14 protein-coding genes are annotated in these 23,178 nt (G+C 57.8%); 10 read left to right on the top strand and 4 right to left on the bottom strand.

From position 1 onward, the window contains the following. Window positions 1–401: 401 nt before the first annotated feature. Window positions 402–1,286, bottom strand: a complete 885-nt coding sequence (locus GZH47_RS14130) for a helix-turn-helix transcriptional regulator (protein ID WP_162640665.1) — start codon at window positions 1,284–1,286, stop codon at window positions 402–404. A gap of 194 nt (window positions 1,287–1,480) precedes the next feature. Here GZH47_RS14130 and GZH47_RS14125 point away from each other — a divergent pair, with 194 nt between their 5' ends. The 5 genes from GZH47_RS14125 to GZH47_RS14105 all read left to right on the top strand — a co-directional run bounded on the left by GZH47_RS14125 (window position 1,481) and on the right by GZH47_RS14105 (window position 10,160). Then, the gene (locus GZH47_RS14125) at window positions 1,481–2,266 is read left to right on the top strand and encodes an SDR family NAD(P)-dependent oxidoreductase (protein WP_162640664.1); all 786 of its coding nucleotides are present in this window, start codon (window positions 1,481–1,483) and stop codon (window positions 2,264–2,266) included. A gap of 52 nt (window positions 2,267–2,318) precedes the next feature. Beyond that, window positions 2,319–3,416, top strand: a complete 1,098-nt coding sequence (locus GZH47_RS14120) for a mandelate racemase/muconate lactonizing enzyme family protein (protein WP_162640663.1) — start codon at window positions 2,319–2,321, stop codon at window positions 3,414–3,416. Window position 3,417: 1 nt separating this feature from the next. After that, window positions 3,418–5,868 carry a glycoside hydrolase family 95 protein gene (locus GZH47_RS14115; RefSeq protein ID WP_162640662.1) on the top strand — a complete coding sequence of 817 codons (2,451 nt, stop codon included), beginning with the start codon at window positions 3,418–3,420 and terminating at the stop codon, window positions 5,866–5,868. Between the two features lie 157 nt (window positions 5,869–6,025). Beyond that, window positions 6,026–8,326 (top strand): helix-turn-helix domain-containing protein, encoded by a 2,301-nt coding sequence (locus tag GZH47_RS14110; RefSeq protein WP_162640661.1) that lies wholly within the window; start codon window positions 6,026–6,028, stop codon window positions 8,324–8,326. 193 nt (window positions 8,327–8,519) lie between these two features. Beyond that, a complete protein-coding gene (locus tag GZH47_RS14105) occupies window positions 8,520–10,160 on the top strand; it encodes an extracellular solute-binding protein (protein WP_162640660.1) in 1,641 nt (546 codons plus the stop codon). Between the two features lie 298 nt (window positions 10,161–10,458). Here GZH47_RS14105 and GZH47_RS14100 read toward each other — a convergent pair whose 3' ends face one another. Together GZH47_RS14100 and GZH47_RS14095 are read right to left on the bottom strand one after the other, a co-directional pair. After that, window positions 10,459–11,025 carry a PIN domain-containing protein gene (locus GZH47_RS14100; protein ID WP_162640659.1) on the bottom strand — a complete coding sequence of 189 codons (567 nt, stop codon included), beginning with the start codon at window positions 11,023–11,025 and terminating at the stop codon, window positions 10,459–10,461. Next, window positions 11,006–11,653, bottom strand: coding sequence for a helix-turn-helix domain-containing protein (locus GZH47_RS14095; protein ID WP_162640658.1), 648 nt, complete (start codon window positions 11,651–11,653; stop codon window positions 11,006–11,008). Before GZH47_RS14095 ends, GZH47_RS14100 begins: the two co-directional genes overlap by 20 nt. Window positions 11,654–12,366: 713 nt before the next feature. Here GZH47_RS14095 and GZH47_RS14090 point away from each other — a divergent pair. From GZH47_RS14090 to GZH47_RS14070, 5 genes are all read left to right on the top strand, one after another. Further along, window positions 12,367–13,260, top strand: a complete 894-nt coding sequence (locus tag GZH47_RS14090) for an ABC transporter permease (RefSeq protein ID WP_225446540.1) — start codon at window positions 12,367–12,369, stop codon at window positions 13,258–13,260. 16 nt (window positions 13,261–13,276) lie between these two features. After that, a complete protein-coding gene (locus tag GZH47_RS14085) occupies window positions 13,277–14,170 on the top strand; it encodes a carbohydrate ABC transporter permease (RefSeq protein ID WP_162640656.1) in 894 nt (297 codons plus the stop codon). 121 nt (window positions 14,171–14,291) lie between these two features. Beyond that, complete coding sequence (locus GZH47_RS14080) at window positions 14,292–16,004, top strand: type 2 periplasmic-binding domain-containing protein (protein WP_404823790.1); 1,713 nt, start codon at window positions 14,292–14,294, stop codon at window positions 16,002–16,004. 236 nt (window positions 16,005–16,240) lie between these two features. Beyond that, a complete protein-coding gene (locus GZH47_RS14075; RefSeq protein ID WP_162640655.1) occupies window positions 16,241–21,025 on the top strand; it encodes a X2-like carbohydrate binding domain-containing protein in 4,785 nt (1,594 codons plus the stop codon). 94 nt (window positions 21,026–21,119) lie between these two features. Next, window positions 21,120–22,253, top strand: coding sequence for an SGNH/GDSL hydrolase family protein (locus GZH47_RS14070; protein WP_162640654.1), 1,134 nt, complete (start codon window positions 21,120–21,122; stop codon window positions 22,251–22,253). 443 nt (window positions 22,254–22,696) lie between these two features. Here GZH47_RS14070 and GZH47_RS14065 read toward each other — a convergent pair whose 3' ends face one another. After that, a complete protein-coding gene (locus tag GZH47_RS14065) occupies window positions 22,697–23,149 on the bottom strand; it encodes a hypothetical protein (RefSeq protein WP_162640653.1) in 453 nt (150 codons plus the stop codon). Window positions 23,150–23,178: the final 29 nt, after the last annotated feature.

Genomic DNA, 23,178 nt, shown 5'->3' with positions numbered 1-23,178 from the left:
GCTCCATGGTTTAGTGCTTATTGCTGCATAGATTAGTCCGTGCCACTGATCCGGTTATGTGGATATCTAACGAACCGTATGGACCTTATGGGGGCAAAATACGCCGATTTGAATTTCTAACGAATCGCACACGCGCTATTCATAGCAACAGCCTGCGATTCCGTCTATTTTCCCGTAGTTCTCCTGAAATAACGTCGCTGAGGTTCGTTAGATCAAATTTGCTTCTATTTTCGAGCATATAAGCGCTATACGATTCGTTACCGCCAATGTCCAAGGCCTTTTTTCCGGCGTTCATATTCGCGAATCGCTTCTTGAAGCAGCGCTGTATCGAAATCAGGCCAAAGCGTCCGCTTTAGGCGATTCCTGCCGCCCCCGGGTATTCAATGACCCAAGAAATAAACTTAACTGTCCCCTAAAGGCACATTCGCTTTCGTTCGCGGGTTCAACCTGTACTGCTTCGGACTCACCCCGTAATACGCCGTAAAATGACGGGTGAACGGATGAATGGACGGATAGCCGAGCCGGTCGGCAATCGCGGTAATGCTGAGCTCGCTCTCTTGCAGCAGGTTCACGGCGCGTTTCATCCACAGCCGGTGCTGGTAGGCTTTCGGCGTCATGCCCGTTTCGCGCAGGAACAGTTCATGGAAGTACGTCCGCTTCAGCCCGCACAGCGTCCACCACTGTTCGACCGGCTCGCGGCGCTCCGGGTTCATCTCCAACTGCTCGAGCAGCCGGACGATCCGGTAATCGCGCGGCTGGCGCGTGTGAACGGCATTATGCCAGCTCAGCATCCATGCATAGAGCAGGCTGTTGACCGTCTCGCTCCTGTAGTGCTGCAGCTCGTTGTACAGCTTCACGATATGAAGGAACGCATCGTACAGATGCGGGTAGGGCTGGAGCGAGAACGCGCCCGGCAGGGCATCGAGCTCCTCGCATAGCTCGCTCCGCGACTGCTCGTGCAGCCGGAACGGATTCGGCGCATAGATGAACAAGCGATGGAGCGAAACGGGCGAACGGTTATCCCACAGGTCGCAGTACAGGTTATGGGAAGCGAGCGGATGCGCCGGGGAAATATGAAAGGCATGCGGCTGTCCGGGACGAAGGAAGATCAGCGTGCGTTTCTCGATGGGATAGCGGACGCCTTCGATTTCCATCTCGCCCGGACCGTCCGTGAAGAGATGGAACGCGTACACGCTGCCTATGCGCAGCCCCTCATTCGAGCTGCCGTCGTACAAGTATGGCATGGAATCGCCGACGAACGGCGTCAATGCCGCTAAGGTTTTCAATGCGTCTTCCTCCCTCCGTGCGAGTAGTAAGGTTATCGATAAGATTAGCGGATGAATCGTCAACTTTTTGGATCCGCTAACAAATACGAAAGCTTAAGGTCCATGATACGATAAACGAATAGGGAAGAAAAGAAGGATGCCTGCTTGCCGGGGAAACCGGCTGTCGGGTGACATGCGGAAGAAGGTGGAAACTCATGCGGCGCTTCGTGAATAAGGTCGTTCTGGTAACGGGCGGCGGATCGGGCATCGGCGAAACCAGCGCACGGCGCTTTGCTGCCGAAGGCGCAGCGGTCATTATCGCGGATTGGAACGAAGCGGATGGCAGACAGGCGGCAGAGCGGATCAATACGCAACATCCGGCTCCGGAGAGCGGGCGTCCGTGCGCGATCGCCATACGGACGGATGTCTCGAACGAGGAGGACGTAGCGCGTCTGATCCGCTCGGTCATCGACGCCTACGGACGGCTCGATGTGCTGTACAACAATGCGGCGGTTATCCACCCGGGAGCGCTCGAGGATATTGAGATGACCGCATTCGAACGGCTCATGGCCGTCAACGTGAAGGGCGTCTTCCTCATGATCAAGCATGCGATTCCCCATCTTCGCCGATCGAAAGGGTCCATCGTCAACATGTCCTCGCTTGGCGGGCTGACGGGACAAGCGAGCAATCCGATCTATGCCGCTTCCAAAGGAGCCGTCATCGCGATGACCAAATCGCTCGCGCTCGATTACGCGCCGGACGGCGTGCGCGTCAATTGCATCTGCCCGGCAGGCGTATCCACGCCGCTGCTCGCCGAATGGGTGCGGCAGCAGCCGGATCCGCCGAAGACGGAGCAGGCGCTGCGGGACATGCATCCGCTGGGCCGTCCGGCCGAACCGGAAGAAGTCGCGGACGCGGTGCTGTTTCTCGCAAGCAACCAGTCGTCGTTCATCACCGGCACGGCATTGCCCGTCGAAGGCGGCGCATCTCTAGGCTATTAACGATTAAGGGCATGAAATCATACATTTCGCCACATGAAAAGAGGAGCTAACCATGCTAATTACCAAAGTCGAAACATTTGTGCTTCACGTGCCCATCACCCCGCCGATTACCGATGCCATCAACGTTGCGACCCATTGGGGCCTGTCCGGCGTACGGATTTATACGGACGAAGGCATTACGGGCTGCGGCTATACGGGCACCTGCGCCCATGGCGACGACATGATCGCCGACACGATCGAACGCTATTACGCGCCGGAGCTGATCGGCAAGGATCCGTTCATGGTCAAGGAGCTTTGGGATACGATGCGTTTCGGCAAAATGCACTGGGTCGGCCGCGCCGGCATTACCCACATGGCGCTGGCAGCCGTCGATATCGCGCTCTGGGACATCATGGCGAAGGCGTCGAACAAGCCGCTCTGGCAGTACCTCGGCGGACATAAGAGCAAAGGCATCAAAGCGTACAATACGAACGGCGGCTGGCTGAACTGGTCGAAGGACCGGTTGCTGAAGGACGTCGTCGAAATCGTCGAGCAGGGCTTCGCGGGCGTCAAAATCAAAGTCGGTCGGCCGGATCCGCGCGAGGACTACGACCGCGTCAAGGCGGTGCGTCAAGCGATCGGCGAAGAGCCGATCTTCATGATCGACGTGAACCAGCAGTGGAACATCAACACGGCGATGACTTGGGGCAAGCGTCTAGAGGAATTCGACTTGTTCTGGCTGGAAGAGCCGCTGAATCCGGACGATATCATGGGCCACAAGAAGCTGGCCGACGAGCTGAACGTCCCGATCGCGCTCGGAGAGCATGTGTATAACAAATACGCCTTCCGCGATTACATCCATAACGGCGCGCTGGAATACTGCCAAGTCGACGTGACGCGCGTCGCGGGCGTGACGGAATGGCTTCAGGTTGCCGGCCTGGCTGCGGCATACGACGTGCCGGTCTGCCCGCATGTCGGCGACATGGGACAGATTCATCAGCATTTGGTGGCGGCGACGCCGGGCGCGTTCATGCTGGAGTACATCCCGTGGATCCGGCATATTTTCGAAGAGCCGGCGACCGTCAAGAACGGCTTGTACGTGCTGCCGCAAATGCCGGGCGCCTCGACCGACATCATTCCAAAATACTTTAACGAATACAGGGTGCGATAAGATGAGCGACATGAAATTAAGCTACAACAGGCCGGCATTGGAATGGAAGCAAGGGCTGCCGCTCGGCAACGGCAGACTTGGCGCGGTCGTTCAAAGCGGCACGGACAGCGAGACGTGGTTCATTACGGAAGTGACGTACTGGTCGGGCAAGTCCGAGACGTCCGCCACCGCTTCCCGCGGACAAGAAGACTTGGCCGCCATGCGGGAGCTCTTCTACGCCGGCGACTACGAAGGCGGCGAGGAAATGGCCGGCCGTCTGCTGCAGGCGGAGAAAGGCAACTTCGGCACGAACTTGTCGTTGTGCGACGTTCGGCTGACGTTTGGCGACGGCAGTGGCAGCAGCGGGGAGCAAAGCGGAGCGGCGGCCGGCACGGACGGCGCGGCTGTAAGCAGCACGGCAATCAGCGCAGCATCCAGCAACGCATCCAGCGCAGCATCCAGCAACGCATCCGCGGCCAACTACGACAGCTTCGCGCGCGAGCTGGACCTCGAAGAAGCTCTCCACCGCGTCGCGTACACCCAAAGCGGCGTGGCAGTTAGCCGCGAAACGCTGGCTTCGCATCCCGACAATGTCCTCGCTTCCCGCATTCGCAGCGGGCAGCCCGGAGGCGTATCGTTCACGCTGCGCCTGGAAGGGCGCACGGACCGCTTCGCCGTCCGCGCGGCAGGGAATGACGCGCTGGCGTTCGAAGGCCAGGCGACGGAAACGATGCACAGCGACGGCACCTGCGGCGTGAAGAGCGCGGGCGCGGTCAAGGTTGCGGCAAGCGGCGGCACGGTTACGGCCGAGGGGGCCGAGATCGTCGTGAGCGGCGCCGACGAGGCATGGATTTATTTTGCCGTCGATACGGATTACGGCCGCGAAGACGACGCATGGCGCCAAGCGGCCGCGAGCCTGGCGGAGCAGGCAGCCGCCAAAGGCTATGCCGGCATTCGCGAGGCGCATATCGCGGATTACCGGACGCTGTTCGCGCGAGTGGAAGCCGATTTCGGCGTTTCCGGCGCAGCGGGTTTGCCGCTCGACGAACGCATGCGCCTGCTCCGCGAGGGCGGCAGCGATCCAGGGCTGTTCGCGCTGTTCTTCCAGTACGGGCGCTACCTGACGATCGCCGGCTCGCGGGCGGACTCGCGGCTGCCGCTGCATTTGCAGGGCATCTGGAACGACGGCGAAGCGAACCGGATGGCTTGGAGCTGCGATTACCATTTGGACGTCAACACGGAAATGAATTACTATCCGACGGAAACGACGAACCTGGCGGAATGCCATGAGCCGCTGATGCGCTACATCGAGGGCCTGGCGGAAGCGGGACGGGCGACGGCGCGCGATTACTACGGCTGCGAGGGCTGGGCCGCGCATGTGTTCTCGAACGCATGGGGCTTCACGGCGCCGGGCTGGCATTATTCGTGGGGACTCAACGTCACCGGCGGCTTATGGATCGCGCACCAGCTTCGCGAGCATTACGAGTACGGCCGGGACGAGGAGTTCCTGAAGACGACCGCGTACCCGGTGCTGAAGGAAGCGGCGCTGTTCTACTTGGATTACATGACGGTGCACCCGCAGCATGGCTGGCTCGTCACGGGACCTTCGAATTCGCCGGAGAACAGCTTCTACCTTGGCGATAACACGGACCGCGCCTACGCGCTCTCGATGGGCTCGACGATGGACCAGTCGCTTATCCGCGATCTGTTCGTCTTCTGCCTCGAAGCGGGCGAGCGGCTGAATGTCGACGAGCCTTTGCGGGAACGCATTCGCGAGGCGATCGGCCTTCTTCCTCCGCTGCAGGTCGGCGCGGACGGCAAGCTGCAGGAATGGCTGGAGGATTATGCCGAGGCCCAGCCGGATCACCGGCATTTGTCCCATCTGTACGGCCTCTATCCCGGCACCCAGATCACGCCGCAGGATACGCCGGAGCTGAGCGAAGCGGCACGCGTGACGCTGATCTCGCGGATGCGAGGCGAAGGGCTGGAGGACGTGGAGTTCACGCTCGCGTTGTTCGCGGCGAACTTCGCCCGGCTGCACGACGGCGACCGCGCGTACGATCAGCTGTCGTATCTGATCAGCGAGCTGTGTTTCGATAATTTGCTCACGTATTCCAAGGCGGGCATCGCCGGCGCGGAGACGAATATTTTCGTGGCGGACGGCAATTTCGGCGGAACGGCGGCGGTGTCGGAGATGCTCCTGCAAAGCCGCGCAGGGGAGATTCATCTGCTTCCGGCGCTGCCGCAGGCATGGCATACGGGCCGGATCACGGGATTGCGGGCCAAAGGCAACGCGGAAGTCGACCTCGTATGGAATGGCGCCAAGCTCGACCACGCAGTCATTCGGGCATCCGCCCCGCTGCAGACGCGCATTCGGTATGGCGAACGGTTACTGCCGATCATGCTCGAGGCGGGAGAAAGCTGCCGGTTCGAGTACGTCTCGTTCTCGGCTGCCGCGTCACAGCAGCGATAGGCCGCAGGCCGCTTCAAGACCAAGACAACTGCAAGGCGACGAGCCCTGCAGTTGTTTTTCCTGTTTGACCTGCCCTTGACCTGCGAGCTTGAGCCAGGATTGCATAAGGCGGACGAGGCGATATAATGGATGAGACACGGAAAGTGGGGGACGAAGAATGAGCAGGCATTCCAAAATATTTCGCAGCTTCATGATTTCATATATCGTGATCCTTATCATTCCGAGTCTGGCAGGCTACATGTCTTATCGCACCTCGATCGCCGTTACGCAATCCGTCTCCATCGAGAACAGCGTGACCCAGCTTCAGAAGAGCCAGCAAATGCTGGAGCGGCGCATGGCCGAGGTCGAGGGGTTCTCGAGGCAGCTTGCGCTCAATCAGGATCTGTACGTGCTGATGAACGAGAAGAAGGGCACCGACGACGGCAACGTGTACGGGATATGGAAAATCATGAAGGAAGTCATGGTTTTCGGCCAGACGAATGATTTTCTGAAAAACTATTATATTTACCTGCGCAATTATAACGTCGTGCTGACGCCCGGATCCGCGTATTTCAGGCCGGAGCATTACTACGAGAACGACCATTACACGGAGATGGATTTGGGCCAATGGCAGTCGGAAGTGCTGGACAAGACGCACAGCCGCGAAATTTTGCCGTTGAAACCTTTCATGATGAACGGTTCGCAAACCTCCGTTATTTCCTATATGCAATCGCTTCCACTCGATAGTTTTGGCGAACAGCCGCCGGCCGCGGTCGTCGTGCTGATCGACCAGAAGACGATCGCGAGCCTATTGTCCGGCGTGATGGACCGCTATGGCGGCTGGACTTACGTGAGCAATGAAGCGGGCGACGCCATCAGCTTGAACGGCATCGGCGAGAGCGACATTAAGACGATGAACGCGGACAGTGCCTTCGATAAATCGAAGCAGAGCCAGTTCTTCAAAGACGATCTCGTCATTACGATTCGCTCGGATTCCACCGGCTGGATCTACCGGGCGGGCATTCCGCGGAAGACGCTGATGGAGAACGCGAATCGCATCAAATATATTACCTGGTCGGTCACCGGCGGGGCGCTCGCGATCGGGCTTATCGCAGGCTGGTTCTTGTCGGTGCGCAACAGCGCGCCGATCAACCGGCTGCTCGGCATCGTGCGGGAACAGTTCGGCAAGGACGCGCCGATCGGCCGCAACGCGTACGACTTCCTGCAGGGGAATATCGCGACGATCATCACGAGCAACCGCGAGCTCGAGCAGGAGTTGAACCGGCAGGTGCCGCTCATCCGCGATGCCTTCCTGAAACGGCTGATCGCCGGGGAATTCCAGACGCGCGAAGAGATTCAGGCCGCCGCCGCGCAAGCGGACACGGGACTCGCGCTGCAAGAGGGCTTCGTCGGCATCCTGCACGTCCACGGCTATGCGGGCTTGGATACGGTGGAAATCCTGAACGAGCTCAGTGCCGCGAGGCTGCTTCTGAAGCAGAGCCTGCGCGAAGTCGATACCCGGATTCTCATGACGGATTTCGGCTCGGACCGCGTGGTTGCGATATTCCCGACCGGCGAGGGGGAAGAGGCGTCGGGCATCGCCGGCCGTTCCGGCATCCAAGCGCTTCTTGAACCGTTCGCGGCATTCATGTTCGGCGAGTATAAAATCACGGTCACCGGCTCGCTTGGCGATCACTTCGCATCGGACATGGAAGTCAGCCGGTCCTTCGAACAGGCCAAGGAAACGATGGCTTACGCCGACTACATGCAGCGCAAGGGCTTCCTCTGGTTTGCCGACATCCGGCAGGAGAGCACGACGTATTACTACCCGCTGGACATGGAGCTTCGTCTCATCAGCACGGTCCGCGCCGGGGAAGAGGAAGAAGCGAAACGCATCGTCCAGTCCGTCCTGCAGCAGAATACGGAAGAGCGCGAGCTGTCGCCGGAGATGGCCAACCAGCTCGTCGGCGAGCTGAAGGGCACGCTGCTGAAGCTGCTGGATCAGAAGGCGTTCTCGGAATCCGAACGGTTCGAGGAAGCCAAGCAGCATATCATGGACATTCAACTGACCGGCTCGATCGACGCGATCCGAAGCGAGCTGCATGGCATCATCGAGGCCATGTGCCGCATGATCGCGAACAAGAAGAACGACCTGCATATCAAGACGGTCGAGGCCATCAAGCAATTCGTCGCGGAACGCTATTCCGACGCGGAGCTGACGCTGTATCGCATTGCGGAGCAAGCGGAACGGCCGGAGAAATACATTTCACAGCTGTTCAAGGAAGTGACGGGGACGAACCTATCCGATCATCTCGAGAAGGTGCGGATGGACCATGCGGCGGCGATGCTGCAGGACAAGTCGCTGACCGTGGACGAAATCGCCGTACGGGTCGGCTACAACAGCGCCCACTCGTTCCGGCGCGCGTTCAAGCGCGTCATGGGCGTGGCGCCGAGCGCCTACAGACAGTCGCTGGACTGACCGGCGCCGGGCAGCTTCCGGCCGTCGTGTCGCTTTCGGCTTCCGGCCAAACGTCCAACCGCACGCCGTGTCGCTTTCGGTCTCCGGCCGAACGTCAGCCGCACCCGGCAGCCTCGCCTGCCATGAGCACCCGCCGCTTAAGCAGCATTCATCATATTTTTGCCGGGAGAGGCAAGGAAGGAGTGAGCGTATCATGAAGCTTCGTCTACTATTATCGCTGTTCGCCACCGTTGTGCTGCTGAGTGCATGCTCCTCGACGTCTGCCGAATTACCGGAGAAGGCCAAACCGGCGACGGACGCGATTCCGATTCGCGTCTTCGCCCAGCAGGAAAGCGGGCAAAACCTGCAGACGAACGGGTTCTCGCAATATTTGGAGCGTACGTACGGCGTCAAGTTCGAGTGGGAAACCGTCCCCTATGACGGGGCCAAGGAGAAACGGCAGATTTCGCTTGCGAGCGGCAGCTATGCCGACACGTACATGTTGACCGAATACATTGACCAATTCTCCAAGGCGGAGGAGCTGCGTTACGGCAAGCAGGGCATCTTCCTGCCTTTGAACGACTTAATCGACAAGTATGCGCCGCATATCAAGGCCGCCTTCCAAGAGAACGCCTCTCTGCGGGAGCTCAATACCGCCCCGGACGGCAACATTTACGGCTTGGTCGGCTACAGCGACTGCTTTCACTGCTCCTATCCGAGCAAAATGTGGCTGAATTCGGTCTGGCTGAAGAAGCTGAACCTGGCGATGCCGAAGACGACGGAGGACTTCAAGCGGGTGCTGGAAGCGTCCAAGACGCAGGATCCGAACGGCAACGGCAAGGCGGACGAGATTCCGCTCAGCGGCTCGACCGAGGATTTCGGCGTCCATATCGTGCCGTTTCTCATGAACGGATTTATATATGACGATGACCGCCATTATCTGTCTCTCTCCGGAGACCGGGTCGACACGGCAGCGGACAAGCCCGAGTGGCGGGAAGGGCTGAGGTACATCAAGTCGCTCTTCGACGAAGGGCTGATCGATCCCGGCGCCTTCACGCAGAACGCGGAAACGTACAAGAAGCTCGGGGATAACGAGGAAGCGGTCATTCTCGGGGCCGGCGCGGCGATGCATCCGAACATATTCGCCGGCGACGCCACGGGAAGCGACCGTTCGCGGAACTACGCGCCGGTTCCGCCGCTTACGGGTCCTCATGCATCGTACGCCACGCATGACGAGGGCGGCATCTATCCCGGCGCCAAATTCGTCATCACGAACAAGGCGACCCCCGAAGCGCAGGTTGCGCTGATCAAAATGATCGATTACACGTACACGATGGACGGCCAGATTCATGCGGAAGAAGGCGAAGAAGGAATCGGCTGGCGCAAGCCGGAGCCCGGGGAGCAAGCGCTGGGCAAGGGCGTGATGCCGCTGTTCGCCAGCATCGTCTCCAAGGAAGGACAGCCGAACAATTCCGGCTGGGTCGGAGCGGGACATTTCTACATGACGAAGCTGTACCGGGACAGCTGGGTCCAGGACTCGGATATGTATGCGCCGAACGGGTACGAGCGAAGGCTGCAGGCGGCTACGGAGCTTTATGCGGGCAAAGAGCCGAAGCAGCTCTTCCCGGCATGGGATGTTTGGGTGGATGCGGCCGATGCGGAGCAGGCCAGCGTGCTGGAGACGAATTTAAAGAATTACATCGATCAGTACACGCTGCAGTTCATTACCGGCGCCAAGAGCTTGGACACGGATTGGAACGGTTACGTGGAAGGTCTGAAGGATATGGGGATCTCGACCTACCTGTCCATCATGCAGCATGGGTATGACGTGTATCTCAACAATCGCAGCAAATAAGTGTCTGATTGCAATATTGAAATGAGGAATCCCGGTCCGCTTCGGCGGCCGGGATTCTTTTTTAACTGCAAGGGAGCCATCGCTCACACACAGAGAATTGTCAACTTAGACATGGATACATCCCTCTTGTTTGACGAGTAGAACCTATTCTTCAGTCTTAATGTTTTTTTCTTATAACACATGGGTGTTGTTTCTGGCTGCCGCCGAGGTAGGGGGTTCCAGACAAAAGAAAAAACCGCTTTCACAGCGGCTGCTTATGTAGGATCGATAATTAAATTAGTTCGTTCAGAACGCTTTCTTATATGCCTAGATAAGTATAGAAATCTCGGGGATCTACGCGCTGGATGTTGCCGATTTGTGAAGGAAATCGTTTCGTATTAGCCGTGAGGATAGCATCGACATGTTGTTCGACGGCTGAGGCCCACACGTGGAAGTCCTGTGCATCATACTTTTCAAGCGGTAACTCCATGCCGTTTCCAGTGATAATGTGGAGTGCTTGTTCCTCCGAACATCCTGTAATTGTGACCAGCGTTTCACCGAGCGGCCGATTTGCGCGAATAGCCAGTTCAATATCGTGCCGCCCGATGAGACCATTAACCGCCCCGTCACGACCTAATAAAGGATAGACAAAGGCGGTTAAGAATTCTTCTACTTCGTCGTATGTGTAGACATATCCCTTAATGCCTTTGCCGCATGCATTGCGATAGAGCTCCCACAAGCAAACATTGGTTATCACCGGTTCGTAGATCGTACCTAACCGCGCCAAGCGCAATAAGTTGCGACAGTGACCGTCTACGCGAAGCGCCGAAAGTAAATTTGTTGTGTCGATTAGGACCCTAGGGATCCTAGGAGAGATCGTATTCATCCTGCACCACGCCTGCCTTCTCTGCTACGGTTCGGTCCAAACGCTTTAGGACCGTTTCTGTGATCTCATCTTGTTCATCTGTTGTTACGAATAAATGCTTCGGAATCCTCCAGTGTCCGCCTTCTGTTCGTTGACCCTGAATTTTTCCGCTTTCACACATTCTGCGAATGGTTTGATCGGTAAGACCGAGTTTTTTGGCAACCTGTGCTGTTGTAAGAAATTCGCTTGCAGCTGCAACCTCCTTATTCTTTATGAGCTTTCTCGATTTAATGATATGTGCTGGTGTTGATTTCGGCGAAGTCATCTCCGCTAATATGGTCGATAAGATATCCTGCGAATTTACTGGAAGTACATCAGCTAAATAGTTCAAGTACGTAATGAAGTCCGAAAAGGCTTCTTTTTTTCTTTTCTTTTCTAAAGCCATGCTCATCAGATGATCGTACTGTTCTAGCTGTTTGATTACTTCTGCAGAAGGTATTTTCCATGTGTACTGATTAAAAATGTCGACCGGTAATCTCATTCTCAAAAATGTACGTTCTACCATGGCTTTGAATACATCACGTGCTTCTTGCGGGTATCTCTCCTCCAACAATGTAATTACCGACCATTCTTTAGACTCCAAGTACATAATTAACTCTCTCCTAGAAAACTATGATTTATAACTCTAGTATAACCGAAAAAAGCAACAAATCCAACAATTCCAACAAAATGTATTTTGGCGATTTTGGCGAGTGAAATCAAACTTACTTGGATCCCCCAGCTCGTACAGTCGGGAGCAGTGAACGAACAACCGGCTCTATGTCTGGCAAAGGCGTCCAGTACAAGAGCCGGTGGGTTCCATCGCTTCTCCATTCTTCCTTTGCGATCGATGCAGAGCACAGGCCATCATACTTTTTGCTGTCGCTCCATTTCAATCATGGCCAGCCGGGAAGGGGCCGCAGCTTGTCTTCGCTTCGCTGCGACATCCTACAAATTAAAAGCGGTAAGGCATGGAAAGCCGGGGCCCCGGCTTATCTGGCATGCCGCTTGCCTCACCGGATCGTCCCATGCGACGGCCATTCTCGCCTCATGGGGCAGGGTTGGCCGTTTTGTCGTGAAAACGGCTGAAAGTGGCCGTTTCACGGGCAATTGTCCCCCGGAAAACGGGGGAAATGTACGCTGAAAACCCCAAATGTACCTATCCGGTGTACGGCGCCGGGGGCTATGATCGGTCATGTGGAAAGCGCTGTCATGCAACATGGCAAGGACCTGGGAGGGATTGTTTTGAACGCTGAATTGGCATTGGAAAAACCGACTCAAACTTCGGGCAAGCGGAAGAAGCAGCGGCTGTCGAGCGTGGCGATGAAGAGCTTCGTCAAACATTGGCAGCTGTATCTGATCGTGACGCCGCCGCTCTTGTATTTCATTATTTTCAAGTATTACCCGATGCTGAACGCGGTTCTGGCATTCAAGGACTACAACGTCATCAAAGGGATCTGGGGCAGCCCGTGGGTCGGCATGAAGAACTTCAAGCTGTTCTTCGATAATCCGAACTTCTGGACCTTAATCAAGAACACGGTGTACTTGAGCGGCTACCTGCTGCTGGCCGGGTTTCCGATACCGATCCTGCTCTCGCTGATGTTGAACGAAGTCCGGAGCAATAAATTCAAGAAGCTTGTCCAGCTCGTCACGTTCGCGCCGTATTTCATATCGACGGTCGTCATGGTGTCGATGATCATGCTGTTCCTCGCGCCGCGGCTCGGATTCGTGAACATCATGCTTAATCATCTCGGTTTCGGCTCGATCAATTTCCTTGGCGAACCGGGGATGTTCCGTTCGATCTACGTCTGGTCGGACATTTGGCAGACGGCCGGCTATTCCGCGGTCATCTATCTGGCTGCGCTTGCTGGCATCGACCCGACCTTGTACGAAGCGGCGAAAGTGGACGGCGCATCGCGGTTCCAGAAGATTTGGAACGTCGACCTGCCGGGCATTCTGCCGACGATCGTCATCGTGCTCATTCTGAACGTGGGCAATATCATGGCCATCGGCTTCGAGAAAGTGTACCTGCTGCAAAATCCGCTCAACATGGCCAATTCGGACATTATCTCGACGTACGTGTACAGCATCGGCTTGCTTAACGCCAATTACAGCTTCGCGACGGCGGTTGGACTCTTCAACTCGCTGATCAATCTGGTTCTGCTCGTGCTCGTCAACGGGCTCGCCAAACGGTTTTCGAATAACAGTCTGTGGTAGAAGGAGCTTGAAACGCATGGCAACCATGAAAAGAACGATCCGAGAATCGACGGGAGACCGCGCCTTCATGTTCGTCGTGTACACGATACTGACGCTCGTGCTGATCGCGGTTCTCTATCCGCTCATTTATATCATAAGCAGCTCAATCAGCAGCCCGCAGGCCGTCAGTTCCGGCAAAGTGTGGCTGTGGCCGGTGGATATCTCGTTCGCTGGCTTTGAAACGATCTTCAAATCGTCGCAAATCATGTCCGGCTACGGCAACTCGCTGTTCTATACGGCTGCCGGCTCGTTCATCAGCGTGGCGCTGACCGTCATGCTGGCCTACCCGCTGTCGCGGAGATCCTTCTTCGGACGCGGCGCGATTACGATGATCATCACGTTCACCATGATTTTCAGCGGCGGTCTCATCCCGACCTACCTGGTCGTCAAGAGCATGCATCTGATCAATACCCGCTGGGCGCTGCTCATTCCGAACGCGATTTGGGTCTGGCAGGTCCTTATCGCCAGGTCTTTCTTCCAGGCATCCATTCCGGAGGAATTGATCGAAGCGAGCGAGATCGACGGCTGCAGCGACGTGCGCTTCATGCGAAGCGTCGTCATCCCTTTGTCGAAGCCGATCATCGCGGTACTCGTGCTGATGTACGCGGTCGGCCAATGGAATGCGTACTTCGATGCGCTGATTTACCTGAAGTCGGCAGATCTGTTCCCGCTGCAGCTCATCTTGCGCAGCATTATTATCCAGAACAACTCCGGCGCCATGGACGTTTCGAAGATGGTGGAGCACCAGCAGCAAGCGGAACTGCTCAAATATGCGCTCATCGTCGTGGCCACGCTGCCTGTCCTGATGATCTACCCGTTCGTACAGCGCTTCTTCGTGCAAGGGATGCTGGTCGGATCGGTGAAGGGCTGATTATTCATAGGGGCCGACAGCCTCGGGGAACCGTCATTGAGAGGGGAGATAGGTATGTAGTGTGGGGGTTAGGCCAGCCATCATTCAAATGCAACGAACATACAAAAAGGGAGCGATCAAGTTGAAAAAGAGAATCGGAAGCGCAGTAGCCATCCTTGCCGCCTGCAGCATGATCCTGGCAGCTTGCGGAAGCAACGACTCGGGCAATAGCAATAAACCGGCCAATACGGCCAATGCGGGCAGCAACGGCAACGCTACGCAAGCTGCGGGTAACGGCGGAACGGATACGGCGGCGAAGGCCGACCCGACGCCGGTCAAAATTTTCTCCATCCAAGAGTCGGGCATCGACCTGCCGACGAACAAATTCACGACGTTCGTCGAAGACAAATTCAATATGAAAATCAACTGGGAGCTGAACGCGTCGGACGGCGCCAAAGAGAAGCGTCAAATCTCCCTCGCGAGCGGCGACTACCCGGATGCATACATGCTGCCTGCTTACATCGACCAGTTCTCGCAAGCCGACGTGCTGAAATACGGCAAGCAAGGCGTACTGGTGCCGCTGAACGATCTGATCGACCAATATGCGCCGAACATCAAGAAAGCGATGGAAACCGATCCGGAGCTGAAAAGCTTCAGCACGGCGCCGGACGGCAACATCTACGGCTTGGTCGCTTACGCGCAGTGCTTCCACTGCTCGTACCCGAACAAAATGTGGCTGAACACAACGTGGCTCGACAAGCTCGGCCTGCAAATGCCGACGACGACCGAAGAATTCAAGAAGGTGCTTGAAGCGTTCAAGACGAAAGACCCGAACGGCAACGGCAAAGCCGACGAAGTGCCGCTCAGCGGTTCCGTCGAGGACTTCGGCGTACGCGTCGTTCCGTTCCTGATGAACGGCTTCGTCTATGACGACGACCGCAACTACTTGAACCTGTCGGGCGGCAAAGTCATCTCGGCTGCGACTACGCCGGAATGGAAAGAAGGCCTGCAGTACATCAAATCGCTGTACGACGAGAAGCTTATCGATCCGGGCGCCTTCACGCAAAACGCGGAAGCGTTCAAGAAAATCGGCGAGAACGCGGATACGCAAATTCTCGGCGCGGGCGCGGGCATGCACCCTGCCATCTTCGTCAACATCGACGCAGGGAATAAGTATTCCAAAGACTACAATCCGGTTGCGCCTCTTCAAGGACCGCATGCGCAATACGCGACGCATGACGCGGGCGGCGTAGCGCCTGGCGCGAAATTCGTTATCACGAACAAAGCCAGCAAAGAAGCGCAAATCGCGCTCATCAAATTGGTCGACTACATGTTCACGCCGGAAGGCCAAACGAACGGCGCGTCGGGCATGGAAGGCATCGACTGGGAGAAACCGGGTCCGGACGACGTTGCCCTCGGCGAAGGCGTAACGGCGCAATTCAAACCGATTCCTGCCAAAGAAGGCGATGCGCCGCATAATGCAAGCTGGAGCGGCGTAGCCCACTTCTATATGCCGAAAGCATACCGCGACAGCTTCGTGCAATCGACGGATATCTACAACTCGGCCGGCTATGAGCGCCGTCTGTACAACGCAACGCTGCTTTACCAAGGCCATGAACCGAAAGAACTGTTCCCGGCATGGTCGGTCTGGATCGACCCGACCGAAATGGACGAAGCGAGCATGCTGCAAACGAACATCAAGAACTATATCGAGCAGAACGAGCTGCAATTCATTACGGGCAACAAGGATCTGAACAAAGATTGGGACGCTTATGTGAAAGGATTGCAGGGGCTGAAGCTGGATCGTTACCTGGAAATTCTGCAAAAGGCATACGACGCATCCAACCAAAAGTAAGTTGACGGGAGCGCGGGGCGTTCTGGCTTGCCAGAACGCCTTTCTTTTGCCCAAGGCTGGCGAACAGGCATTTCAATTTCAAGTATGGCAGGGGGAATCCGTAGTGAACGCAAGAAAACGAGCACAGGCGTGTTGAGGTATTCGCGACGCGATCGGGCTGCAGTCGGCACCAAGAGAACTTATTCGACTTCAGGAAGCACGCTAATGATTATTAACGCTGCAAAGGAGATGTTGGAATGAAACGTAACATGAGGAGAATCGGATTCGGGCTGCTGCTGGCTTCGCTTGCCGCCGGCCAGTTTGGCTTCGTGCCGCCGAAGCAGGTTGCCGAGGCAGCCGACAACGGATTGGCGCAGAAGCCGTATATGGGATGGAGCAGCTACAGCCTGCAAGTGTACGACGGCCCGTCGGGCAACTGGACGTCCGCCGCCAAGATCAAAGCGCAATCCGACGCGATGCACGAGAAGCTGCAGTCGCACGGTTACGACTATATCAACATCGACGCCGGCTGGAACGGCGGCATGGACGAATACGGCCGGCCGATTCCAAGCACGCAGCTGTACCCGGACGGTTTCCAGAACGTGATCGACTACGTCCATCATAACGGGCAGAAAATCGGGATATATATGATTCCGGGCCTCTCGCCGGCCGCTTATGACGCGGATCTGCCGATCTACGGCGCACCCGGCTGCAGCATGAAAGACATCGCCGCGCAGCCGCTGCGGCAGGCGGACTACTGGGAAATCGGTTATAAAATCGATTTTGAATCCGAGAGCTCGAAGGGCTGCGCGCAGGCGTACATCGATTCCATCGCCGATCTGATCGCCTCCTGGGGCATCGATTTCGTGAAATTCGACAGCGTCACGCCGGGCTCCGGCCACAACGACACGACGATCGACGCGCGCGGCGACGTCGAGGCATGGTCGAAGGCGCTGGCGAAGCAGGACCATAAGATCTGGTTCGAGCTATCCTGGGCGCTCGACCATAAGTATGCGGACTACTGGAAGCAGCTTGCCAACGGCTGGCGGGTCGACTGGGACGTCGAATCGTACGACAACAAAATCGGCATGACGCAGTGGTCGAATATCGCCCGTTTGTTCCCGGACGCCGCGCTTTGGTGGCGCGATGCCGGACCTGGCGGCTGGAACGACTTCGACTCGCTCAATGTCGGCAACGGCTCGATGGACGGGCTGACCAAGGACGAGCGGCAGAGCGCCATGACGCTGTGGGCGATGTCCTCGGCGCAATTGTACACGGGCGACGACCTGACCAGGCTGGACGATTACGGCTTGTCGCTGCTGACCAACGACGAGGTTATCGCGGTCAATCAGGCCGGTCATCCGGCGCATCCGGTGTCCACGACGACGAATAATCAAGTGTGGTATGCCAACAATGGCGACGGCACTTACACGGTAGCGTTGTTCAATCTCGGATCCAAAAGCGCCGACGTCGCCGTCGACTGGAGCGATATCGGCTTGCAAGGCGGCGCAACCGTCCGCGACCTGTGGGGTCATAAGGATTTGGGCGCGTTCGGTACGGGCTACACCGCAGCCAATTTGGAGCCGCATGCCTCCCGGCTGTTCAAAGTGACGGCGAACGGCGGAAGCATCTCCAGCGTTAACGACGACGATACGGGCATGCGCTATACCGGAGCCTGGAAGCGTAACGACGGCAACGAGGTCGTGCCAAGCTCGCAGAATCTTGAAATTGCGGTCAGCGATTCTTCCGCGGACGCGAACGAAGCGGCTATCGTAAGCGGGGACGAACCGTCAGGCGAGCCGGACGTCAATGCGCTGGTTCAGAACGTCGAAGAGCAGACGGCTGCACCGGCCGGGCATTACGTGACGATTAACGACGACGATCCTGGCATCGTCTACTCGGGCGGCTGGCAGCACAGCACGGACCGTCCGTACGGCGATGTCGGCAACGACGCGCATTACGCCCAAAGCAACGATGAGCAATTGACGTATTCGTTTACGGGCACCGGCATTGACTATATTACGGAGACGGATTCCTCTCAGGGCAGCGTCGATATCTACATCGACGATGTGCTGGATAAAACGGTGGATACGTCCGGCACTGGCACGAGGGCCGCGAAACAAACCGTCTACGGCATTTCCGGCCTGGCTGAAGGTTCGCATACCTTTAAGGCAGTTAAGCGTTCCGGCGATTACATGTTGGTCGATGCGTTGAAGGTAACGAGCGGTACGCTGCTGGGCACGGCCTCGGCCGCGTTCGATAACGCCAATCCGAGCGATGTCTCGACGACGCTGCCGTTCGGCTTGAACGCGTTGACAGGCATCAGCAGCGGCGGGACCGCACTAGTGAAAAATACGGATTATACGGTATCGGGCAGCACCTTGACGATCAAATCTTCGTATTTGTCCCAGCGGCCGCAGGGATTAACGAATATCGACTTTTCTTTTGCGGGCGGCGACAGCCAGACGCTGGCGGTCACGGTAACCGGCGAGGCGGTCCGTAATAGCGTCATTACTCCGTCGACTGCCGGCTTTGATCGGAAGGTTACGGTGCAGGCGGACGTCACCGTGACTATGTCGCTGAACGGCAATACGCTGAGCGGCATCGATCATAACGGAGCGGCACTGACTGCGGGCACGGATTATACGGTATCCGGCAGCGCGTTGAAGATCAAGCGCTCCTATCTGGCCCGGCAATCGCTCGGCGATACGCAGCTGACGCTGACGTTCAGCGCCGGTTTGCCGCAAACGCTGACGATTACGGTTGCCGACACCACTTCGGCGGGCCGTTACACGAGCGTCAACAATGATGATCCTGCCATTCAATACGACGGTTCCTGGTCTCGGAGCACGGGCAGAGGCATGGGCGATTACATGGACGACGTACAGTATGCCGAGAAGAACGGCGAGTCGTTCTCGTATACGTTCCAAGGAACGGGCGTTCAAGTGATTACGGAGAAAGACGTGTCCCAGGGCAAAATGGATATCTACGTGGATGGGGATCTCAAGGAGACCGTCGATACGTACAGCAGCGGACGTCTTGCGCAGCAGACCGTGTACGAAATCGAAGGGCTGTCCAACGGCCAGCATACGATCAAGGCCGTGAAGAAATCCGGGAGCTTCATGCTGCTCGACATGCTGAAGGTCCGACTGCCGGATTTCATCGGTCCGACCGTGGCGGCATTCGATAAGAATCCGGCCGAGCAAGCCGATCTTCAGGTAAACCTGCTGGAGAACGCAGGCAGCTTCGGCGGTATCGCGAACGGAACGCAAGCGCTCGTTCCGGGCACCGACTACTCGGTCGCCGGCGGTACGGTTACGATCAAGAAATCTTATCTTGCTTCGCTGGCAGAGGGAGTCGCTGCGTTGACGTTCGTTTTTGACGGCGACTTCCAACAGGATATCCATGCGACGGCAAATGACGGCGACTATTTCACGTATACGTTCAACGGTACGGGAATTGAGCTGTTATCGCCGAAAGGTCCGGAGCAGGGGACGATGGACGTCTACGTGGACGGCAGCCTGAAAGAAACCGTCAGCACCGCCGGCGATGTGCGGTCCGCTCAGCAGCTTGTATACCATGTCGACGGGCTCGCAAACGGCCGGCATACGATTAAGGTTGTTAAGAAATCCGGCGCGCTCATGCTGATCGACCGGTTGAATTACATCGTATCCGGTACCGGCGGCAACACGGACAATACAGGCTCGAACCCGGGAACGGTAACGGCGCCGCCTGCAGCCGGCGGTACGGAAATCATCCAAGGTCAGGTGAAAGGCGCCGCGGGCAGCGTGCTGCAGCTGGACATCGCGCGGACGACGCTGGCGGACGGTACGAAGAAGGACAGCGTCACGCTGGGCGCGGATCAGGCGAAGAGCGCAATCGAGAAGCTGAAGGCGGCCGGAGCAGCTGCGGCAACGATCGTCGTGCCGGATGAGAAAGGCGAGACATCGGAAACGAAGGTGACGATTCCGAAGGAGTCGAATCAAATGCTTGCCGCCGGCGGTCTTGATTTAGGGATGGATACGTCCCGTGCGGGCATTGTGATCCCTAATGCTTCGCTGCAGGGTTATGATGAGGAAGCGTCGTTTACGTTCACGCCGATTGCAGATGCAGCCGCCAAGGGGCAGCTGGAGGACCGCGCCAACAAGGCGTCGGTCGTAACGCTCGCGACCCATGGCAAGGGGGTTTCGATTGTCGGCCAGCCGGTCGCGATCGAGACGAACTTCCAAGGCCGGGCGGTCGATGTTATCTTGCCCTTGGATCCGGCGCTCGTGGAGGGAGCAGGACAGGAGCAGCTTGGCGTTTATATCGAGCACGGCGACGGTACGACGGAATTCAAGCCAGGCGCAATCGTGGAATGGCAGGGCGGCAAAGGCCTGCGGTTCACGGTCGATCGCTTCAGCAGCTTCGCGGTCGTGAAGTACGAAGGCACCGCAATCGGCAAACATGCCGCGTATATGAAAGGGTTCGACGGCGGTCTATTCAAGCCGGGGAATAGCTTGACCCGCGCCGAAATGGCGACGATCCTGTCGCGGATTGCCGCGCGTGAAGGTACGGCGGACGCGATCGTTTACCGCGACGTGAAGCCGGAGCACTGGGCGGCGGACGCGATTGCCAAGGTAACGAAGCTCGGCTTGATGCGCGGCTTCGGGGACGGTTCGTTCAAGCCGGATCAGCCGATTACCCGCGCTGAAATGGCGAGCCTGGCAGCGACGCTGATGACGAGCGAGAGCAAGGAAGGCGCCGGCTTCTCCGACAGCAAGGGCAATTGGGCCGAGCAGGCGATCTTGAAGGTGCAGGGCGCAGGCATTATCCGCGGGTATGCGGACGGCACGTTCCGCCCAAGTCTTGCGCTGACGCGCGCCGAGGCGGTTACGATCATTAATCGGACGCTGGGCCGCGGTCCGCTGTACGGAGCCAAGCTGTCCTGGAGCGACGTGCCGGACGCGTACTGGGCGTACGGGGATATCGCCGAAGCTTCGGCGGACCATGCGTTTACGGCAAGGGCCGAAGGCGGGGAACAACAGGTTATCATTCCTTAAACACGATGTGAGTGACAAGAGTGACAATTCATTAACGAGCGAGCCCTTTCGAAATCCTTCGCAAGGGCTCGCTGCTACGAAAGGGCGTAAAGACATGTTGCAATTGGATGCCAGACATATCGCCATGCGCGGCGGGCTGCCGCGTTTCGCCTCGAAGCTGAGCGGCGGGGAAGACGTCGCGATCGCGTATCTCGGCGGTTCTATTACGGAAGGCGCAGGGGCGTCCGTTCAGCACGAGACGAGCTGGCGGGCATTGAACGGGAAAGAATTGTCGGCGCGTTACGCGGCTTCGCGGTTTGCCTTCCTGAACGCGGGCGTCGGCGGCACGACTTCGACGTTCGGGGCGCACCGGCTGCAAGCCCATGTGCTGAGTCAGGGGGCGTTCGATCTGCTCTTCGTCGAATTCGCCGTCAATGACGGCGAGGACCGGGAGGAATCGATCCGGGGGATGGAAGGCATCGTGCGGCAGTGCCGCCGCCTATCCCCGCAGACGGAGCTGGTCTTCCTGTATACGGCCGCGGATAAGAACCTGTCGTCGGAAGCGGACCGTCTGCCTTTCAATATCGCGGTGCACGAGGAAGTTGCCGCACGCTATGGCATCGCTTCGGTCAATATCGCAGGCGGCGTTCAAGATCGGATCGGCGCCGGGGAGACGACGTGGGAGGCGCTTGCGCCTGACCGCGTTCATCCGAATGACGAGGGCCATGCGTTATATGCGCGCTATGTGAGTGAGTTCTTGGAGCGGGCCTATCGGGAGGCGGGCCCGGTCCTGCCGCTATCGGAGCCTCCGACGCCGCTGGACGAGCGGAATTACGAGCATGCCGAGATGGGCGACTGCGATGACGCGGCCTCCGTTGACGGCTTCCTGCCGCAAGAGCTCGGAGCGGAGGAACCGCTCATGAACTGGCGCTTCTCGACGCGGCATCTGGCCGCCGAAGGCAGTAAAGGCGAACAGCTCGCCTTCGCCGTCAAGGGCCGCAGAGCGGGCATCGTGCTGCTGCACGGCCCGGACAGCGGAGACTGCGAATATTCGCTGGACGGGGGACGGAGCTTCACGCCGGTGAAGGCATTCGACGAGTGGTGCCTCCTCGCGTATCGGCCGATTCTGGTTGCGTTCCCGTTCCGGCCGGAAGACGCGGAGCAGCGCGTGATTGTCCGCTGTACGGGCACGAAGGACGAACGAAGCAAAGGCACGGGCATTCGGGTCATGAAGCTGTTAAGCTCCTAAATGGTTAAGCGGATGAAACGTTGAAGCGAGTAAGATTTAACGCGGAAATCCATGCGGCATGCAAACGCAGAAGCCAGAGTTCCTGTATCCGCGCTGTACGGCGCTGGCATGGGAGCTCTGGCTTTTTCGCGAATGCGAGAGCGAGTCGCACGACGATGCGATGCGGCGAGAAGAGTTGCCGCTGACGGTGGCGTGGGCGTTCGGAAGATAAACATCCGCCGAGACTGGTCCGAGTGGGTTTGGCGGGTTTGACTGACTCGCATCGGCCCCGAATCATTATTCCGTTAAACAGGGAACGCTTCAATAATGCAGCGCAGTCTAGGAAGTTGTTTTCTCGTCCATGGCTGTTGTTTGGGCCCGCAGAGGACGCACAGTCGCGCCGAACCAAGCCGCCGATGGCAGAATCACGCACGAAAGCCTCCCCGGTATCGGGGAGGCTTTCGTCATGTTGCGGCAAGCTGCAGCGACTCACGCGGCTTATGGTTCTTGTCGTCTTCCGTGATTTGCTGCTCCAGTATCTGCTTCGCGACCCTGTAGCAATCCTCGACGTGCTTGTTGCCGACGTACTTCATCGCGCCGTAGTTGAGGGCACCGGCCACGGCGGTGCCAACGACAGGCACGAATTTCGTCGCCCCCGTCGCCGCGAAACGGGCCGCAGCCTTCTTCACCAGCGCGAAAATCAGCCGGCGCGTGACGGCGTGGCCGATTAGATGGCTGCCTGCCGCGGTAATAATGCCGTATATGGCGGCTTTGCGTTGAGCGTCCAGTTCGGCTAGCTGCGTCTCCGCCAGGCCGAAGCGTTTGTTGATTTCCGGAATGAGGCGCATCAGCATGCCGACGTCGGCCAGCATGTCCGTGCCCGGTATCGGCACCATCGCCACCGTGCCCGATAGCATAGCCTTCCTTGTCACTATCTTTTTGCAGG

The sequence above is a fragment of the Paenibacillus rhizovicinus genome (genome assembly GCF_010365285.1).
GTDB classification, from domain to species: Bacteria; Bacillota; Bacilli; order Paenibacillales; family Paenibacillaceae; genus Paenibacillus_Z; species Paenibacillus_Z rhizovicinus.
Note: the sequence above shows the minus strand (reverse complement) of the source record. Positions and strands in the feature narration are given on the sequence as shown.